At 48.3% G+C, this 20,317-nt stretch carries 13 protein-coding genes and 1 pseudogene; 12 read left to right on the plus strand and 2 right to left on the minus strand.

Translation table 11 applies throughout. The features are described from left to right. Window positions 1-112 (plus strand): annotated as a pseudogene (locus tag EIZ48_RS29880) (group II intron maturase-specific domain-containing protein); the annotation flags it as partial. A 485-nt stretch (window positions 113-597) separates the two neighbouring features. Next, complete coding sequence (locus EIZ48_RS00010; RefSeq protein ID WP_160648115.1) at window positions 598-2,232, plus strand: methyl-accepting chemotaxis protein; 1,635 nt, start codon at window positions 598-600, stop codon at window positions 2,230-2,232. Between the two features lie 162 nt (window positions 2,233-2,394). On the opposite strand, the gene EIZ48_RS00015 is transcribed toward EIZ48_RS00010, so the two are convergent. Next, window positions 2,395-3,765 (minus strand): FAD-binding oxidoreductase, encoded by a 1,371-nt coding sequence (locus tag EIZ48_RS00015; RefSeq protein WP_160648116.1) that lies wholly within the window; start codon window positions 3,763-3,765, stop codon window positions 2,395-2,397. A gap of 268 nt (window positions 3,766-4,033) precedes the next feature. Here EIZ48_RS00015 and EIZ48_RS00020 point away from each other — a divergent pair, with 268 nt between their 5' ends. The 5 genes from EIZ48_RS00020 (at window position 4,034) to EIZ48_RS00040 (ending at window position 9,648) form a co-directional block, all read left to right on the plus strand. Continuing rightward, window positions 4,034-5,047, plus strand: coding sequence for a cytochrome-c peroxidase (locus EIZ48_RS00020; RefSeq protein WP_160648117.1), 1,014 nt, complete (start codon window positions 4,034-4,036; stop codon window positions 5,045-5,047). Continuing rightward, the gene (locus EIZ48_RS00025) at window positions 5,044-7,458 is read left to right on the plus strand and encodes an ATP-binding protein (RefSeq protein WP_160648118.1); all 2,415 of its coding nucleotides are present in this window, start codon (window positions 5,044-5,046) and stop codon (window positions 7,456-7,458) included. The genes EIZ48_RS00020 and EIZ48_RS00025 overlap by 4 nt, the downstream gene beginning before the upstream one ends. A 176-nt stretch (window positions 7,459-7,634) precedes the next feature. After that, a complete protein-coding gene (locus tag EIZ48_RS00030; RefSeq protein ID WP_160648119.1) occupies window positions 7,635-8,084 on the plus strand; it encodes a hemerythrin domain-containing protein in 450 nt (149 codons plus the stop codon). A 17-nt stretch (window positions 8,085-8,101) separates the two neighbouring features. Further along, window positions 8,102-8,362, plus strand: a complete 261-nt coding sequence (locus EIZ48_RS00035) for a DUF2249 domain-containing protein (RefSeq protein ID WP_160648120.1) — start codon at window positions 8,102-8,104, stop codon at window positions 8,360-8,362. Further along, window positions 8,362-9,648, plus strand: coding sequence for a hypothetical protein (locus EIZ48_RS00040; RefSeq protein WP_160648121.1), 1,287 nt, complete (start codon window positions 8,362-8,364; stop codon window positions 9,646-9,648). The genes EIZ48_RS00035 and EIZ48_RS00040 overlap by 1 nt, the downstream gene beginning before the upstream one ends. 49 nt (window positions 9,649-9,697) lie before the next feature. Here the strand turns inward: EIZ48_RS00040 and EIZ48_RS00045 are convergent, their stop codons facing one another. Beyond that, complete coding sequence (locus tag EIZ48_RS00045; RefSeq protein WP_192928408.1) at window positions 9,698-12,412, minus strand: molybdopterin-dependent oxidoreductase; 2,715 nt, start codon at window positions 12,410-12,412, stop codon at window positions 9,698-9,700. Window positions 12,413-12,852: 440 nt separating this feature from the next. On the opposite strand from EIZ48_RS00045, the gene cobA reads away from it, so the two are divergent. From cobA to EIZ48_RS00070, 5 genes are all read left to right on the plus strand, one after another. Further along, window positions 12,853-13,701, plus strand: a complete 849-nt coding sequence (cobA, locus tag EIZ48_RS00050; RefSeq protein ID WP_192928409.1) for a uroporphyrinogen-III C-methyltransferase — start codon at window positions 12,853-12,855, stop codon at window positions 13,699-13,701. Window positions 13,702-13,745: 44 nt separating this feature from the next. Then, window positions 13,746-16,295 carry a nitrite reductase large subunit NirB gene (gene nirB, locus EIZ48_RS00055; RefSeq protein ID WP_160648122.1) on the plus strand — a complete coding sequence of 850 codons (2,550 nt, stop codon included), beginning with the start codon at window positions 13,746-13,748 and terminating at the stop codon, window positions 16,293-16,295. A 12-nt stretch (window positions 16,296-16,307) separates the two neighbouring features. Continuing rightward, window positions 16,308-16,679 carry a nitrite reductase small subunit NirD gene (gene nirD, locus EIZ48_RS00060; RefSeq protein WP_240152818.1) on the plus strand — a complete coding sequence of 124 codons (372 nt, stop codon included), beginning with the start codon at window positions 16,308-16,310 and terminating at the stop codon, window positions 16,677-16,679. Between the two features lie 296 nt (window positions 16,680-16,975). After that, window positions 16,976-18,451 (plus strand): NarK family nitrate/nitrite MFS transporter, encoded by a 1,476-nt coding sequence (locus EIZ48_RS00065; RefSeq protein WP_160648123.1) that lies wholly within the window; start codon window positions 16,976-16,978, stop codon window positions 18,449-18,451. Between the two features lie 84 nt (window positions 18,452-18,535). Then, on the plus strand, window positions 18,536-20,296 hold the full coding sequence (locus tag EIZ48_RS00070) for a bifunctional protein-serine/threonine kinase/phosphatase (protein ID WP_240152819.1): 1,761 nt from the start codon (window positions 18,536-18,538) through the stop codon (window positions 20,294-20,296). Window positions 20,297-20,317 lie beyond the last annotated feature (21 nt).

The following is a 20,317-nucleotide window of genomic DNA, read 5'->3' on the forward strand; positions in this document are numbered from 1 at the left end:
GCCAACAAAATGGTTCGAGGAGTTGGGTCTGTACTCGTTGCGAAATGGGTATGAGTCACTAAAAGTATATTCGGAACCGCCGTATGCGACCCACGCTTGTACGGTGGTGTGAGAGGACGGAGGCCGTGAGGCCTCCTCCTACTCGATTTTTTATCGTTTATGAAATTTGAGTGTGAGGCTGCCTTGGTAATAGCCTGTACGACAGTATATGTTTCTGCTGAAATTACGAAATGTAGTTTTATTATTTATATATAAATAATAATTATGAACAGTGACACATCTTGTTAATGTTGATTGTTATAATAGATATTATTATTAATGCGAATTTTTAAAAAGAGCACTTTATACATTAATCATAATATAATTGTTGTTATATCATAAATATGAGCTAATTATTTAATAGCTTTTATTTCCTGTCCGTTGTCAATGGTTTGTTATACCTATAATTTGTAGCGTGGGCATATATACAATTTTATTATTGTATATACGCTCTATCGTTTCTACTTTACAGTAGGTTTTATCTGTTCTAGTACTGAAGTATCCACATTCCTATATAAATAAACTCACAACTATAAATAAAAAGGTTAAATTTTAAGAATGAAATATAAACACTTATCGGTAGGAAAGAAAATTGCAGTTATTTTTGCCGCTATTGCTGCAATTATTATGGCATTCGGTGTGTTTTTGATGAGTGAGCTTAAATTGGTTCGTGCGGGAACCGTTAACTTTACGGATTCTACACTACCAAGTGTATTGTCGGTTGAAGCGTTGAAGTATGAAGTAGCGAGTAATCGAACCACTCAGTTTTTCACATTGACACATCGTAACGACGTCGCAGAAATGAAAAGCACACTTCAACGGACTCAGAGGGATAGTCAGCGTATTGAAAAAATGCTGGACAGTTATGGGGCCACTGTGGCTTCTGACCATGAGCGTCAAATTTATATGCGGGTTAGTAATGCCTGGGGGCGTTATGCTGAGGCTATTAATGTGTTTGAATCAGCCGCCGAAAAGAATGACATTATTAAAGCCGAGCAGGTGTTAATTAATACATATAGCCAGTTTAATGAACTGATGATTGCTCTGGACGGTCTACGAGATCTTAATCTTGACTTTGTGGCAAATAATCGCATCGACATGCTTGCAAGTATAGCTCGTGTTATTACTCTGTCTTTCTCTTGTATTATCTGTTTATTGATTTTGATGGTAATTATGAACGTGTTCCTTACCCGTCAGATTTGTTTGCCTCTTAATCTGGTGATGACGCTTTCTGGCGAAATTGCATCGGGTAATTTAACGCATTACTTGAAGCGTGATGAAATTGGCAATGATGAGCTAGGGATGCTAGCAGATTCTTGTGTCAAGATGCAGGATAACTTACGAGGGCTTGTTGAAGAAATTGTTGCTGCAGTTACCCAACTGAGCACAGCTGTTGAGGAAGTGAGTGCTGTTTCAGAGCAGTCTTCACACGGTATGAAGCAACAGCAAAATGAAATCACTATGGTAGCGACTGCGATGGATCAGATGAAAGCGACTGTTGCTGATGTTGCTAGTAATACAGAAGCGGCATCTGTCTCTGCAACATCGGCGAACGATGAAGCTAAGTTAGGCAGTAAGGATGTGCAGCATAATATTAAATCGATTTTGCAAGTCTCGAAGGAGATCGAGAATGCAGGTGTGTTGGTTGAGCAACTTGAAAAAGAGTCAACTAATATCAGCATGGTCGTTGATGTTATCCGTGGTATCGCTGAACAGACAAATCTGCTCGCACTGAATGCGGCCATAGAGGCGGCACGTGCAGGAGAACAAGGGCGAGGTTTTGCTGTTGTGGCCGACGAGGTTCGTACTTTGGCTGGGCGAACCCAAGATTCGACGAGCGAAATAGTTGCCATTATTGATAAATTGCAACAGAGTGCAATTGAAGCCAAAGAAGCCACGAGTGGAAGTTGCAGCATGATCCAAGAATGCGTGACTCAAAGCTACACTACTGGTGAGACGATTCAAACTATAGAACAGAAGGTCGCACAAATTGCTGACATGAGCCATCAGATTGCCAGTGCATGCAGTGAGCAGGATTCAGTAACGGAGGAGCTAGGTCGTAATATTGAAAGTATTCACCAGTCATCAACCGAGGTAGCTGTTGGTGCAAATCAAACTGCGAAGGCAAGTGTTGAGTTGAGTCAACTGGCCGCGAACCTGCAGTCGATGATGAACCGATTCCGCGTGTCTTAGTTAGCTTACCGTTTACTTGTTAACAACCTTGCTGCCTGTTGTGACAATGTGTTTAATGTGTGAACGTTTGAGCTTGCGAACAGTAAATTCCTCCTATACTCAAAGCGCTCCGCCACTTTCTAAGGCCCCAGCAGAAATGCTGGGGCTTTTTCGTTATGTCTTTTATGGCTTTATGTTCTGGTTCAGGTGAAACAGGTTGTCTGGATCATATTGGCGTTTGATTTCAATCAGACGCTGATAGTTGACATCGTAAGCGGCTGATACGCGATCGCCTTCCTCGGCAGTCATGAAGTTGACATAAGCTCCGGATGAGGCGAATGGCGTCGTGGCCTTGAAGAAATCCCGAGCCCAGTTGATGGCTTTCTCGTCCTCTGACTGCTGTTCCCAGCGGGCATGAACATTGAGGACAAATTTGGCATCACGGCTGCTGTAGGCCATGGCATTGGCCGGAACCCGGTTCGATGCTCCTGCAAGCTGACCAATGAAGATCTCACATTGTGAGGTAGGAAGTTTACCGGCAAAGTGAATCAGCTGGTCTAGTGCGTCATTACTTAATTCCTTGAAATTATGAGATTTCCAGTAGTTTCTCTGACCCGGAGTTAACAGGGGATCGAATGCCTGCTGCCAGTCTGTATAAGGTTGGGCACCGATATGCTCACCGTGGGTATTGCCGAAATCACGCAGGGGAGCGATCAGCCTTTCTCCTTCTTCGATATCTCCAACGTAGAAAATTGCCAGGACAATGACTTCTTTACCGTGGACGGCTTCAGGTAGGAAATGCAAAGGCGGGGCCTGGCGCATAACCACCCAGACATTTAAGTCTTCGGGAGCGGTTTGAGTAAATTGGCGGTACTGGGTCAGAACCTGTTTGGCCTGCTCGAACGGGAAGACCATGAGGCCAGCTAGAATTTCCGGACCAACCGGATGGAGCTGAAATTCAAATTCGGTGATCACGCCAAAATTGCCGCCGCCACCTCGGATAGCCCAGAACAGATCGGGGTTTTCGCTCTCGGAGGCTGTTAATTGTTTCGCATCGGCGGTAAGTACCTGAGCCGAGATCAGATTATCGATGGTCATGCCATATTTGCGTGTAAGCCAGCCAAATCCGCCACCGAGAGTGAGCCCTGATATTCCGGTAGTAGAGTTAATACCGACAGGTGTTGCCAGGCCATGTTTCTGTACTGCGGCATCGAAGTCGCCGAGTGTGGTTCCGGGCTGGACATAGGCCCGGCGTTTATCGACATCGACCCTCACCTGGTTCATCTTAGATAAATCAATCATCAGGCCATCATCACAGATGGCATTACCGGCAATATTATGACCAGCACCACGAATTGATATCTCTAGGTTGTTTGCCTTGGCATAGGCAAGAGCCACCGGGACATCCGATGCGCTGGCACACTGAACGATCACTGAGGGGCGGCGATCAATCATGGCGTTCCAGATCTGCCGGGTTTCTTCGTAGTCAGGATCGCCGGGTACGATGACCTGGCCTTGGACTTGGCTGCTAAGTTGTTCGTTGAGGTTATTCATTCTGGCTTCCCCCTTCTGGTGTCTGCCACTGTTGAGCCACATTAGTCAAAACTGTAGCACCGCTCGGGAAACTTGCTCGCAAGTCGAATAATCAACTGTGTAAGTGGTTGAAGAATTATCTTTGAAGGATAATTGGCTGTGCGGCAGGGAGTCTTATTATGATAGGTGTTGATGTTCATAGTTGGTCTTGCAAGAGGTGTTGCATAATTTGCAATATGCAACACATAACCCATACTTAATTTATGGTTAGGTACAAAATGGATTTTGTATGCATATAGCGCTTGTTGGGTGGGGATGTTCTATTGTTTTGCTTGCATCACTCGGTGCGTATTTCCATTTATCAATAGCGCCAGATAATGAACGACCAGAACACACTGAGTTGTCTCATCATATTAGTCATGATTATGTCTCGCCTGTAGAGAAACCTATTCTTATTGAGTCGGAAAAGATAAAGCTGGGCTTTGAATTGTTTATCGATGCAAATTTGTCATCGAACGGGAAAGTCAGTTGTGAGTCATGCCATCATCTAAATGGTAATGGTGCTGAGGATACCCGGGTTTCTGTTGGGGTTGCGGGGGCGGGAAGTAGAAACTCACAAACGGTCTTTAATGTTAGCTTGAATTCACGTTTTTTTTGGGACGGAAGAGCTGCCAGTTTAGAGCACCAGATTGACGGTCCTATTCATAGTCCCTTGGAAATGAATTCGAACTGGAATGACGTGGTGAGTTATGTGAAAAACTCTCCGACTTATGCTGAAGCATTTTATGCCTCATACAACGGTGTGGTTTCAGAGCAGAATATAAAAAATGCTCTGGTAACCTTTATGGAGGCACTATTAACGCCAGATGCTCCGTTCGACCAATACCTGAAAGGTGATCATGATGCCATCAGCCAGACAGCTCAGTTAGGTTGGGAGAAATTTCAAAAACTGGGCTGTGTTATCTGCCATCAGGGGCAGAATCTTGGTGGTAATCTATTTCAAAAGCTGGGGAATGTTCAGGATGATAGGCTTATTTTAGAAGAACAAGATCTCGGCCGTTATAACGTTACCGGCAATGAGAGTGACAAGCTGGTGTTTCGTGTATCGAGCTTGCGAAATGTGGCAAGAACTTCCCCTTATTTTCATGATGGGCGAGCTGAAACGTTGGAAGAGGCGATTGTTATCATGGCGAAGCTTCAGTTAGGGCAGGAGCTTGATGCTGCCTCTATCATTGAAATCAGTGCGTTTCTTTCATCGTTAACTGCTCCAAACCCGCTTATATTGGAGGAACTAACAAAATGAACCTTCAATATACGCCAAAGCGGGAACTCTGTATTATCGGGTTTATTACCTTGATTGGTGCCCATCTGATTTTCAGTATTTATTGCAGCTATACCAACTCGTTTTACCAGAAAAGATACATTGGTATTTCGCAACAGGTCACTCATGCAACCGAGCAAATTTACAATTTTGAATATACAGAAACGAAGTCATACGATACGCTTTCAAGTGCGTTAGTCGATATTGAGCTAGATGCCGAGTTTCTTCATGACAGTTTACGTCAAGCTCAGCTAATTCCGTTTCAGTCCTATGCTCTGATTCATGCGGAAGCCGTAAATAAGGCAAAGCACATCAACTCCGAGCTTCAAGAATATACCCGGGCGATAAATGCAATCCTCACTGCTAAAGTGTCGTATGAATATGCGCTAACAACAATAACGAATACCCAAAACCTCTTGCTAGATAAATATGCAGCTCCCGCAGAACAGCTGGCTGTCATGGCGTCTATTTATCAGGCTGCGGCAAACATTCAAGTGCCTGACATGTTGAATCGGGACCTGATGTTCAAGAATTTACTCAGTTATATTTCTCTTCGAGACCGGGTTGGTGCAGCTATTCAGGAAGAGCAGTCGAAGCTTACTGAAGCACATATTCAAGTTAAGCTCGATGCTCTTAATAATTATTGGATAGAACAATCATCAAAAAGCAAAATAGAAGCGACGATATCAGCGCTATGCCTGCTATTGGCCCTTGGTAGTTACTTCTTCTGGCGACAGTGGAATAACTATCGCCAGGCTACGCTCTATCAAAATGAGCTGCTGGATATCGAACATGAGCGAGCCAAGTTGAGCCTTGCGCTGGAGTACGCCCAGGACACGATTATTATCACCGATAAAGAGGGTTTGACGACGTGGGTAAATAAAGGTTTTGAAGCGTTGACGGGCTATTCGTTCGATGAAGCCCTGGGGATAAAACCGGGTGATCTCTTGCAGGGAAAGGGCACAGATCAAAAAGAGAAACAGCGTATTTCAGAGTGCCTGCAACAGAGCCGTAGCATTCAGACTGAGTTGCTCAATTACCATAAAGATGGCACGCCTTATTGGATTGATATGATCATTACGCCGATTGTCGATGCGCAGGGGCACACGGTTAATTTTATAGCGGTCGAGCGAGATGTTACCAAGCGGAGAGAGCTGGAGCAGAATTTGGCTCTCAGTGTCGAACAGGCTGAGTCGTCTAATAAAGCCAAGTCGACTTTTCTTGCCACCATGAGCCATGAATTGCGAACACCGTTAAATGGCATTATGGGTATGGCGCAAATCCTTGAAAGCTCGACGGAAGATGAAACGCAGAGAGAGCAGCTGTGTATTTTGCTTGAGTCTGGTGACCACTTGCTTTCCTTGCTCAACGATATTCTGGATTTCTCGAAGATAGAGCAGAATAAGCTGGAGCTTGAAGCCATTCCTTTTCAGTTCGACGACATTATTTCTCCCGTCCTTTCTACGTATAAAGCCTTGTGTGCGGATAAGGGTATCGAACTGGTTATTGAAAATAGTATTCCTAAAGAGCGGAGTTTCCGGGGTGACAAGGCCCGTATTCGCCAAGTGATTTTTAATTTGCTGAGCAACGCCGTTAAGTTTACCCCACAGGGTAGTATCTCTTTGAATTTCGATGAAATTGCCAGCAGCTCGTCCCCTGAAACGGTATTGAATGTATCTAAACAGAGCCGGTCAACGATTTCAATCGTGATTAAAGACTCGGGCGTGGGCATTTCACAAGATAGACTGGAACACATCTTTGATCCCTTTGTTCAGGCTGAATCATCAACAACGAGAGAGTTTGGCGGAACTGGGCTGGGGTTGGCGATAGTCAAACAGCTGGTATTGCTTATGGACGGCAGAGTTTCTGTTCAGAGTGAGGCCGGAGTCGGTACCACCTTCTTCATTGATATTGAACTGGAAGTCACGACGCAGAGAGCGCATCCGCAACAGGCGAAACACTCGTTGAGCTGTCAAGCTATCAGTCAGGCTCTTTCCATACTGATTGTGGAAGACAACCCAATCAATGCCGTGGTGACAAAAACATTCTGTCAGAAACAGGGGCACAAGGTGTCACTGGCAGAAAACGGGCTTGTTGCCATTGAGATCCTAAAGAACGAACGCTTTGACTTGATAATAATGGATAATCATATGCCTGAGATGGATGGGATTACGGCGACGAAAGTGATCCGTGACGAGATGAAACTGAATACGGTTATCTTTGGCTGTACTGCCGATGTGTTTAAAGAGGCTCGTGACAATTTTATAAGTGCAGGCGCAAATTATGTGCTGACCAAGCCACTGCAGAAAGAGAGCTTTTTTGATGCCCTGCAGCAGTATCAAGAACAGTTGATCAGTAACGCGACACCGTGCCCCGCTGTTGGTAGTGATTAGTCTCGGGACTTGAGTCAAAACGTTCGATATACAACCTTTGGCCAATACTGATATCGATCAAGATATAGCTTCTATTTTAAAAGGTGTCTTTTTAATGCATCTTTTATGGTGTAGGATCACTCATACGATAAAACACTACTTTTTGTAGTTCTATAACACTAGTACGCGAGGCGCATATGGCTAACATCAATACTTATATGACTCAACATCACAGAAGCTGCGATCACCTGTTGGTTGAGGCAGAAGGCCCGCTAGCGGAAGGTAACTGGGCTGAGTTTAGCCATGCATGGAGCCAGTTCGAAGCCGAAACCTTGCACCATTTTGACCTGGAAGAAGAGATCTTGTTTCCGGAGTTTGAAGCGCAAACGGGGATGACGTCTGGCCCGACGATGGTGATGCGACAGGAACATGCCCAAGTCCGGTCTTTATTCGAACAGATGCAGCAAGCCATTAGCGAGCAGGCCACTGAGCGTGCTATGGGGATTGTGGAAAGTACCATGTTACTTATCCAGCAGCATAATATGAAAGAAGAGCAAATCCTGTATCCGATGTCGGATGCCCATTTGGCCAACGGCCAGGAAATTGTGGCCCAAATGGAAGCCAAACCTAACGCCTCAGCCTCTTAACCGGAGACGCTGCGCTTATGGATTCTATTATCACTCTGGACGTCAGTGATCTTGAGCCGCCCCAGCCAATGCATACGATCTGTCAGGCTCTGACCACCTTGCAGCGTGGTCAGTTGCTACACGTCAGGCACCGACGCGAACCCGTACCGCTGTTTGCTATTCTGACTGAGCAGCAATTTGAGTACCGGCATACCGAGGAAGGGGCTGGACGGCACCATATCTGGATTTGGCATCAGGGTGATGAACAGGCCTATAACAAGCTTGATGAGAAACAGTAATGAGATTGACCGGGCTTAATTTCAGCGATATTCCGCAACTGGACGTGCCACTGCGTTTTTACCTGACAGCACCGTTTTTTGCGGTGATAGCCTCACTGATGCTGATTTGGCAAGGTGACGCTATCTGGCTGGGTCGTTGGCTTCCCGCTTCTCTGGCAATTACTCATCTTGTTGCGATTGGCATGATGGCAATGATCATGATTGGGTCGTTGTTTCAAATCATGCCGGTATTGTGTGGCGCTCCGATTACTATCCCACCTACACCTCTGCTCTTGATGCAGGCTGGGTTGATCTTCGGTACCCTGGCATTAAGCGCCGGTTTCTTCGGCTGGCCAACATTTGCTATCAGTTTTGTCTTACTGGCTCTGAGTCTGGGGTATTTCATCACCTCGCTACTGGGAGTGCTGCTCCGAAAAGCTGGCGGGCAGCAGACCAGGGTTCCTATAATGCTTGCCGGGTTGGCTCTTGCCGTTGTTGTGCTTGCCGGATTATTACTGCTGGCAGGATATCTGTGGGGCTACTTCCCGTTCGCCGGTAAGAACCTGACCAACTTTCATGCAAGCACGGGCATTTTTGGCTGGGTTTTGTTGTTGATAATGGTGGTCAGCTTTCAGGTGATCCCGATGTTCCATGTTACCCCTGAGTTCCCAAGGCATTGGCGTATTGCGCTGCCTGCGTTGCTGGTTATCGGTTTGGCCTCTATTGCCCTGTCGACCCTGTTGCAACTTAGCCTGTATTACAGCAGTGCCTTGATTGCCGGTGTCGCTATCTTGTATGCCGCTGTCGGGTTGCACCGACTACGACAGCGCAAACGTAAACTGCCGGATACCGTTGTCAGCTATTGGCAATGGGCGTATGCATGTCTGATTTGTGGCTGTCTGCTGATGATTGCCATGCCCTTGGTCCCAATTCAGCTGCAGGGAAGGGCCGAGGTTTTTATTGCGCTTATTATCGGGATGGGCTTTGTTCTTGGGGTGATCCAGGGAATGCTGCTGAAAATTGTTCCGTTTCTGATCACTCTGCACCTTCAGCCTATTGCCATGGCTAACCCTAGTGCCATGATGCTGCTGCCCGATCACTATAGCCTGATCAGCCGTCAGCAAATGAAGGTTCAGTTCCGCTTATACCAGCTTGGCATGGCAAGTGTGCTTGTGTCGCTGCTCTATCCGCCAGTTACGGCAACTATCGGCCTGATGATGCTGCTTAACTGGTTGTGGATTGGCTACAATATCGCTTCTGCCAGTATTACCTACCGTAATGTGCGCCAGGAGATGATGGCGAGCTAATACTGAATTAGCCCGCCTGGTTTATCAGGTTGGATATTTAGGTAACCTGTTAGTCGGAAGAAACCAGTATCTGTTCATCTAACAGTTGCTGGATTTCCGATACGCAGCTACCGCACCCTGTTCCTGCCTGCGTAGCGCTACTGATCGCCTCAACGGTTGTTAAACTCTGCTCCTTTATCGCCTGGCAGATGGTGTTTTTTCCAACTTGCTTGCAGGCACATACTGTTTTCCCGCCAGCCAACTTCCCTTCAGCTTGTCCTGACATCAGACTACGTTCTACCGATGAATCAATGGGTTCATCTAATAGGTGGTTGAGCCAGGCGACATCTTGTTGATGTAAGTCTGTGGCGATCAGGTAGCAGCTTAACAGGCGTTGCTGCTTGATTTTGGCGTAGCGGTAAGGCCCGTTTCCGGCACCGTTATAGCTGAGCTCTTTGCCATTTTCAGACTGGCAATAGCGGGCAAGCTGCGGCATTAGTTGCTCTGGGGTCAGAATACTGGCAATGCGATATAAATACCCGTTGCTGACTTTTTGTCGTACCCAGTAGTCAAATTCGCTGATGTCATGGGGTGTTGTTAACAGCAATAATGCCTCGCTGCGAAAAGCTTGCGGCGCAACAGAGACCGGAGTGAACTTAAACTCGGGCTGGCCGGACAGCGAATCGCTATCCGGAGTGATCAGGTTACAGACCTTACCAGCACTGGAGGTGCTGTCATTCCAGTGGATCGGGATAAACAACTCTCCCGGTTTTACATCGTTGGTGATATTGACGCGGACGGCGGCTTTTCCATATTCACTGTTAACTGCAGTAATCTGGCTGTCATTGAGCTGATAGCGCTTGGCATCCGTGGGATGGATGGAGACATAGGGCTCCGGGGTATGTTCGCCTAGTCGTGCCGACAGGCCGGTTCGGGTCATGGTATGCCATTGGTCGCGAATACGACCGGTATTCAATACCAACGGATAGCCCTTGCTGGTATGGCTTGCGGGTGGTTGGTAACGGACTGCAACAAACCGGGCTTTACCTGTAGGGGTTGCAAACACGCCGTCGGTAAAGAGGCGCTTGTGCGGAAGGTGTTGCGGCTGCTCTTGACTATCATGATGACGTTCACTCTTGTCTGCGACGGGCCACTGTTGCGGACTGAGCTGGTGGTATTGTGCTGGCGTTAAGTCAGACAGTCCGGTGAGGTTGAGGGGGCGCCGAGCGGAACCATGATTTCCCAGCCCGGTCATCTCGCTGTATTCCTGAAAAATATCGGCCTCGTGCTGATAGCTGAAGGCATGGCCAAAGCCCATTTTTCTGGCAACCTCGCTGATGATCCACCAGTCGGCCTTGCCTTCTCCGGGCGTTGGCAAGAGCCTGCGCTGGCGGGATATACGTCGCTCCGAGTTGGTAACCGTGCCGGATTTCTCACTCCATCCCTGCGCGGGAAGCAGGACATTGGCGTGGCGGGTAGTATCAGTATCGGCAATACAGTCCGACACCACCACCAGCTGACATTTCTCCAGTGCCCGGTTGATTTTGTTGCTATCGGGCAGGCTAACGGCGGGGTTGGTGGCCATTACCCAGACAGCTTTGATTTTGCCGCTGTCGATGGCATCAAACATATCGATAGCTTTCATGCCCGGTGAATTTGACAAGGTGTCGGTTTGCCAGAATTCACTGATCAGCCGGTGCTGGGCCTCGTTGCCAAACTCCATGTGGGCAGCCAGCGTGTTGGCCAGCCCGCCGACTTCTCGTCCGCCCATGGCATTGGGTTGTCCGGTGACCGAAAAAGGGCCACAGCCGGGTTTACCAATTCGTCCTGTTGCCAGGTGACAGTTGAGCAGGCTATTGACTTTATCAGTGCCGTGCGTTGACTGGTTAACCCCTTGAGAATAGACAGTGACGACCTTTTCAGTCTTGCTAAAGAGCTGGTAGAAATCGGTGAGCTGCTGCGGTGATAATCCGGTAACACATGATAGCTTATTATTGTCCTCCGTATCTTGGCGGGCACTGGCTAAAGCGAGCTCAAAGTCTTCGGTATGTGCAGCGATATAGTCAGGGGCAAGTTGTCCCTGCTCGGCGAGATAGGCGAGTAGGCCGTTGAATAGGGCGACATCGCTGCCCGGCTGAATTGCAAGGTGAAGATCGGCGATTTCGCAACTGCTGGTGGCGCGGGGATCAATAACAACGACTTTCAGATCCGGCCGATCGGCCTTGGCTGCTTTGATCCGCTGAAACAGTACCGGATGACACCAGGCGAGGTTGGATCCGGTCAGAATGATCAGATCTGCCATTTCCAGATCCTGATAACAGCCGGGAACGCAGTCAGCACCGAAAGCCCGTTTGTGTCCCGCCACACTCGATGACATGCAGAGGCGCGAATTAGTGTCGATGTTGCTGCTGCCGATAAAGCCCTTCATAAGTTTGTTGGCAACATAGTAATCTTCGGTCAGCAGCTGACCGGAGGCATAGAAAGCCACGGCATCGGGACCATATTCGCCGATGATTGAGTTAAATTGTTCGGCAACATAGTCCAGAGCCTGATCCCAGTCACAGTCCTCGCCGTTAATTGACGGGCTCAGCAAGCGTCCCTGGTGGGTGACAGTCTCACCCAGTGCCAGCCCTTTTGAGCAAAGACGACCGTAATTAGCCGGGTGCTCGGCATCCCCGCGGATCTCCAGTCGCCCGTCAGATGTCGGTTTCGCTTCTATACCACAGCCTACGCCACAGTATGCGCAGGTGCTCTTTATCCATCCATTGCTATTTGTTATGCCCAAAGCATCCCTCCTGAGCTCAATAAGCTTTCGTTATCTCAATCCTTTCATCATCTATGTATCGTTACAGCAATAACCAAGCCAGCTTCGTCGCTATAGAAGAAAAAGAGGGAATACAAAGTGTGAACTGACTAAAATAGGCTCTCCCAATGGAATATTTCCCTATGCGTACCACTAAAGTGGTAGTTTGGCTGGTGTTTGATATCGGAAATTTAATATCAGTGATGCATTATTCTGGTGTGTAGTGCACTAAATATGTGCGAAGCATTGGCAACTAAGCTATGTACTGTCGGAGCAATAGATGAGGAAATAAATAAAGTTTTATTTCTAAATCATATAAATACAGTTTTTTGTTACATGGTTTGCACGGTAGTGGCACCGTCCTTGCTCTGACGAGTACAGAGCAAATAAAGACGTACACGGAAGGTACGTAAGGATGAGAAATGTCACTAATTCCAAAGATTGCAAACAAGACGACAGAGGTTGTCAGCTTCACGTCTGTCGCTGTTAATGAGCCAAGGCAATCTGGCCGTGTGAGCTTGGTGGGAGCCGGCCCCGGCGATCCTGATTTACTGACCGTCAAGGCATTGCGGGTGATCCAGCAGGCTGACGTGATTGTCTATGATCGCTTGGTGAGCAAAGAAATCTGCCAGCTTTTCCCTCCATCAACCCCAACGATTTATGTCGGCAAGGCGAAAGACCATCACAGCGTGCCTCAGCAGGATATAAATGATCTCCTGATCATCAAGGCCAAACAAGGGTTGAATATCTGTCGCCTGAAAGGCGGCGACGCTTTTGTGTTTGGTCGCGGTGGCGAAGAAATGCTGGAGCTTAGAGAGCAGGGAATCAAGGTCGACTTGGTACCCGGGATCACTGCGGCAGCCGGTTGTACAAGCTATGCCGGGATCCCGCTTACCCATCGCGGACTCTCGCAGGGCTGCACCTTTGTCACGGCACATGCCGAAAAAGATCTTCAAATCTGCTGGCAGTCGCTGGCCCAGCTTGATCACACCTTAGTGTTTTATATGGGGCTCTCTAAAGCCGACATGATAGCCAGCAGCCTGACTCAGGCTGGATTGTGCGCCCATACCCCTGTGGCGCTGATCGAAAATGGTTGTTGTCCGCAGCAACGGGTGATCCGTGGCGAGCTGCATCAGCTAGCCGACTTGGTTACTCGGGAGCAAGTGAAGTCACCCGCATTGATTGTCGTTGGCAAGGTGGTGGCCCTGGCTGAACAGTTGCAATGGTTTGCCGAAATGGCCAGCCAGCAGGCGAGCAGATTGTCCGCGTAATAAATATTGTCGGTTTACAGAATTAGAAACAGTGAGGAAGTTATATGAGTAAGCAGCGTGTTGTGGTGGTTGGCAACGGAATGGTTGGCCACAAGTTTATCGATGATTTGGTGCAGCGAGACAACAACGAACAGTTTGAAGTGATTACTTTTTCCGAGGAGCCGAGGCTCGCCTATGACCGGGTTCAGCTCAGCAAGTACTTTTCCGGGACAACGGCGCAAGAGTTGGCACTGACCGATGAAAATTACTATCAGGAGTGCGGGGTCAATTATGTTCTTAATGAAAAAGTGACAGCCATTGATAGCGAGCAACGCCAGGTGATCACCGCCTCTGGCAGGGTGGAGAGCTATGACAAGCTGGTACTGGCGACTGGATCCTATCCGTTTGTTCCGCCTATCCCGGGCAATGACCAGCCGTACTGCCATGTTTACCGGACCATCGAGGATTTGGAGGCGATTGAAACCTCTGGCCGCCAGAGTGAGGTAGGCGTAGTTGTCGGAGGCGGGCTGCTGGGGTTAGAGGCCGCCAATGCCCTGCAGTGTATGGGATTGAAAACCCATGTGGTTGAGTTCGCGCCGAGGTTGATGGCGGTTCAGCTCGATGCTGGTGGTGGTAAGCTGCTCGAGCGAAAAATCACTGAGCTGGGTGTTGAGGTACACACCGAAAAAGCCACTACGGAAATCGTTGCCGGTGAAACCTGCCGCTACCGAATGAATTTTGCCGATGGTAGTTTTCTCGAAACGGACATGATTGTGTTTTCGGCTGGGATCCGGCCACAGGACGAACTGGCACGACAGAGTGGACTGGCGCTCGGTGAGCGAGGTGGCATCGTTATTGATGACAGCTGTCAGACCAGCGTGACAGATATCTATGCCATCGGTGAGTGTGCACTGTGGCAGGGACAGATTTTTGGTCTGGTGGCACCGGGCTACCAGATGGCGAAGGTTGTCGCCTCGCAGTTGTGTGAGAAACCGGGGAGTGAAGTTCAGAATGCGTTTACCGGTGCCGATATGAGCACCAAGCTGAAATTGCTGGGCGTGGATGTAGCCAGTATTGGCGACGCCCACGGTAATACGCCGGGCGCGCAGTCGTATACCTTTAATGATGAGATTGAGCAGGTCTATAAGCGGCTGATTGTGTCTCAGGACGGTAAGAAGATCCTTGGGGCTGTATTGGTCGGGGATGTTGAGGCATACAGTAGCTTGCTGCAGATGAAGCTCAATGATATGCCGTTGCCGGAAAATCCTGCCGTACTGCTATTGCCTGCGATAGGCGATGAAGAGAGTACTGCTATGGGCGTGGAGGCCTTGCCAGACAGTGCCCAGATTTGCTCCTGCTTTGATGTCACCAAGGCCGATATCAAACAGGCTGTGGCTGCCGGATGTACTGATATGGCCAGCCTGAAAGGGAGTACTAAGGCATCGACAGGGTGTGGCGGTTGTTCGGCCCTGGCCAAGCAGGTGCTTGATGCCGAGCTGGCAAGCCTCGGCTTCGAGATCAATAACCATCTTTGTGAACACTTTGCCTACTCGCGTCAGGAACTGGCCGATATTGTCCGGGTCAAGCAGATCAAAACCTTTGATCAGTTATTGGATGACTATGGGCAGGGCCTGGGCTGTGATGTGTGCAAACCCACAGTGGGCTCTATTCTGGCCTCATTCTGGAACGACTATGTGCTGGATGAGCAGCATATCGGCCTGCAGGACACCAATGATATTTTCCTCGGCAATATGCAAAAAGACGGCACCTATTCGGTGGTTCCTCGGGTCGCTGGCGGGGAAATCACCCCGGATAAACTTATCGTGCTCGGCGAGGTGGCCAAAGAGTTCGACTTGTACACCAAGATCACCGGTGGTCAGCGAGTGGATTTGTTTGGGGCGCAATTACATGAATTACCGCTAATTTGGCAAAAGCTTATTGATGCCGGTTTTGAAACCGGCCATGCCTACGGTAAATCGCTGCGAACGGTCAAGTCATGTGTCGGGAGTACCTGGTGCCGATACGGTGTGAAGGACAGCGTCGGCTTTGCGATAGATCTGGAGGACCGTTACAAGGGATTGCGTGCGCCCCACAAATTCAAGTTTGCGGTATCGGGTTGTACTCGTGAGTGCGCAGAGGCGCAGTCTAAAGACATCGGCGTGATTGCGACAGAGAATGGCTGGAACCTCTATGTGTGCGGAAATGGCGGTATGCGTCCGCGCCATGCTGATTTGTTTGCGGCTGATCTGGATGACAAAACGCTGGTGACCTATATTGACCGTATTTTGATGTTCTATATCCGGACGGCAGATCGCCTCCAGCGTACCTCGGTATGGCTTGAAAACCTCGAGGGAGGTCTGGACTACCTGCAGCAGGTTGTGATTGAAGATAAGCTAGGCATTGTTGCGGAGCTGGAGCGCGAAATGGCGTATAACCTCAGCCAGTACCAGTGTGAGTGGAAGACAACACTGGATTCTCCGGAGAAACTGAAGCGCTTCCAGCATTTTGTTAATAGCGAGGCAACAGATAACAAGCTCAGCTACGTCACCGAGAGAGGGCAGCGCCGGCCGAGGAACAAATTTGAGCAGCTTGAAATTGTCGATGTAACCGAATAGGAGCAGGTAATCATGGAACAGGTAATGAAAGAGCCGGTAACTCAAGAGCCGATACTAGAAGAGAAGTGGCAAACTATCTGTAAACACAGTGATCTGGTGAAAAATACTGGTGTGTGTGCCTTGGTGGATGACGAGCAGGTAGCCATTTTTTATTGTGGCCGCAGCCAGTCAGTTTATGCCTTGTCAAATTACGATCCTATCGGTGAGGCGAATGTGATGTCGAGAGGGATCATCGGCTCTGTAGAAGGGGAGGTGGTTGTGGCTTCACCGCTATACAAGCAGCATTTTAGCTTAACGACTGGCGAGTGCCTTGAAGATCCGGACTATAGCCTGAAGACGTATCCGGTTCGAGTTGCTCAAGGTGATATTCAGCTACGCATTTAATGGGTGTTTTACGTAAAATAAATGGAAATGGAGCCTGATGGCTCCATTTTTACGATTATATGGCCTGCTGGTTTTATTTTTATTGGGTTGCAGCCAGGCAAGAAAGCAATAACCATATTTAAAAATGGGTTTTATAACGTGAGATGGTGCAGGCATGCACCATTAACAGGAAGGGAATGTGTCTAAAGTGATATTTTATTAAATGTTGTTTCTTATTTTATTGATTTTAAAGGTTTAATTTATCTGGCATGATAACTGCAAATAACTTACCAGAGAGTCAATAAAGGAATTGAATAATGACAGATACAGGTAAGTTCAACATATTCTCCATGACCGGTAAAATGAAGATCCTTCATTACAGCTGGTTCGCTTTTTTTATTACATTTATGGTGTGGTTTAACTTTGCGCCCCTGCTCCAGGCGGTGAAAGAATCGCTTGGCCTGACCACCGCCGAGATTAAGACCCTGCTCATTTTGAATGTCGCGTTCACGATACCGGCTAGGGTTATTATTGGGATGTTAACCGATAAATATGGCCCGCGAATCGTCTACTCGGCGCTGCTGGCAATCTGCTCCATTCCCTGTTTTGTTTTTGCCCTTGCAGATAACTTTATTCAGGCGGCGATAGCACGTTTCGCTTTGGGGCTTATCGGAGCCGGCTTTGTGGTGGGTATTCGACTGGTGTCAGAATGGTTCCCGCACAATGAACTGGGTACGGCCGAAGGCATTTATGGAGGCTGGGGGAACTTTGGTTCTGCCGCGGCCGCCTTTACGCTGCCGACTGTAGCCGTAATGTTCGGTGGTGAGGATGGTTGGCGTTACGCGATGGCGATCACGGGTGCCATGAGCCTGATCTTTTCCTATATCTTTTATATCAATGTGACTGATACGCCAAAGGGAGCGACGTATTTCAAGCCCAAGAACTTAGGGGCGATGGAAGTGACCTCTAAAGGGGACTTTTTCCTGTTGCTGCTGATGAAGTTGCCTATGTATGGTGCCCTGGCATTATTGGCCTGGAAACTGTCACCAAGCGGTGTCTCAATGCTTAGTAGCGAGATGGTTAGTGGTATATACGCGTTACTTGCCGCAATTTATTGCTATGAAGTGAACCAGGCATGGAAGGTCAACAAGACAGTATTCAAAGAGCCGGTTCCTGAAATCCACCAGTATAAATTCAAGCAGGTCGCCGTCTTGAATGTGCTTTATTTTGCCACTTTTGGCTCGGAACTGGCTGTTGTTTCGATGCTGCCACTGTTTTTCTCAGATACCTTTGAGCTGACCCCGGTGATGGCCGGGATGGTGGCATCGGCCTATGCATTTATGAATCTGATGTCTCGCCCTGGCGGTGGTTGGATTTCCGATAAGTTTGGCCGTAAGCCGACATTGCTGATTTTGACGGCAGGGTTGGCAGCGGGCTACTTCCTGATGGGCCAGGTGGATGCAAGCTGGCCGGTATGGCTGGCGGTAGCAGCGGCTATGGCTTGTTCGTTCTTCGTTCAGTCGGGTGAGGGAGCGGTATTTGCCACGGTGCCTCTGATCAAACGTCGTATGACAGGCCAGATTGCTGGCATGACAGGTGCGTACGGTAACGTAGGTGCTGTGTGTTATCTGACGATTTTGTCGCTGGTGGACTATAGCACCTTCTTCTATGTGATTGCGGCAACGGCAGTACTCGGGTTTGTAACCTTGCTGATGATGGAAGAGCCTTCCGGCCAGATTGCAGAAATCAACGAAGACGGCAGTGTTACTATGATTGATGTCGCCAAAAGCTAGAGGGCGAAAGTCTAACTAGATGATGGGTAATGCAGTGGTGGTCTTTGTTGAGAGGCCGCCACTCAGTCGTACAAGGATATAACGATGGCAGAGACAATGGATATCTCACAGGAAGTGGCCGAGGAGCTGCAGGTCTCGGTAGGGGGCTTTTCCAGTGCCGGTAGCCGGGAAGCTAACCAAGATGCCTTTGCTGCAAAACATGCGGTGCGCAACAGTGTGGTCAAGTATAAGGGGGTGGTGGCATGCATTGCGGACGGTGTCAGTTGCAGTGATAACGGACAACAGGCTAGCCATACCAGTGTGACTCAGTTCATTGATGACTACTACAGTACACCGAATAGCTGGGGTGTCAGAAAGTCGGCGGCAAAGGTGCTGACGGGGCTGAACAGTTGGCTATATCACCATGGGCAGCAAAGTGATCTGCGGCACAACGGGCTGGTGAGCACTTTCAGTAGCGTGATTGTCAAATCCAATACCGCGCATTTGATCCATGTTGGTGACAGCCGAATTTACCGATACCGGGCCGGGAAACTTGTTCAGCTCACACAGGATCACAGTCGTAAGCAAGGCGGACGGAGTCATTTCCTGACCCGGGCGCTGGGGATGGATAGTCGGCTGGATGTTGATTATCAGCAGGAACCTCTCGAGGTAGACGATGTACTGATACTAACTACAGACGGCCTTCATGATTGGCTGAGCAAGCAAGAGTTAGAAGCATTATTGTCAAGAATGGAGCTGACAACCGAAGAGTTGGCGCACCTGATCGTACAATATGCCCTGAAAAATGGCAGTGATGACAACCTTACCTGCCTGCTGGTAAAAATAGACGCGTTACCGCAAGAAGATCTGCAAGAGGCAAGCAGGCAGTTGACGCAAAGGGTGATTCCCCCGGTATTGGCCGAAGGGAATCGGATCGATCACTATGAAATTTTAAGGGTGTTGCATAGTGGTACCCGGAGCCATGTCTATCTGGCCAAGAGTCATTTTGATAAAAAGTCTTATGTATTAAAGGCACCGTCGCCGAACTTTGCAGATGATTTTGTCTATCTGCAGGGGTTTGTCCGGGAAGGCTGGGTTGGTAGGCAAATAGATCATCCGTCGGTAATGAAGATCCATCCCTATGCCGATGCATCGCCTTTTTTGTACCACGTCTGTGACTATGTGGAAGGCAAAACCATCAGGCAGTGGATGATTGATAATCCGGCACCGAGCCTGGAGAAAGTACGCCAGGTGGCGGCTGAAATAGTAAAGCCGATTCGTTTTTTCCAGCGAATGGGTATCGTTCACCGCGATTTAAAGCCTGAGAATATTATTCTGACTGAGAATGGTAGGGCAGTGTTAATTGATTTTGGGACGGCACAGGCGGAAGGATTCGATGAAGTTTCTACTGTCATCACAGAGGACGTCCCTGTTGGAGCAACAGATTATATTGCTCCCGAATATTTGGCCGGTGAAAAAGCGACAGCCTACTCGGATTTGTTTTCTGTCGGGGTGATTGTTTATGAAATGCTGACAGGAAAACTGCCATACCGCTCTAGGCATTCACAGGTATTTGATGGAATTAAGTCTAATTATTACCAATATATCCCGGCGACTAAATACAGAACTGATTTACCGGCATGGTTAAACCTGGTATTAAAGAAAGTTTGCCATCCTTCTCCTGATATACGCTATCAAGTAATCTCTGAATTCATTCAGGATTTATCCACGCCTAACCAAAAAATACTCAAGGAGTTGAAAGAATCACCGTTGATCCAGCGTAACCCGTTGCAGTTTTGGAAGATAACGGTGTTGGTATTGATGGTGGTTGTTTGTATAGAAACATACATTATTGCCCTTGGTTAGTTATTTTTATATTTAAAGTGA

The sequence above is a fragment of the Photobacterium alginatilyticum genome (genome assembly GCF_009910675.1).
Classification (GTDB): domain Bacteria; phylum Pseudomonadota; class Gammaproteobacteria; order Enterobacterales; family Vibrionaceae; genus Photobacterium; species Photobacterium alginatilyticum.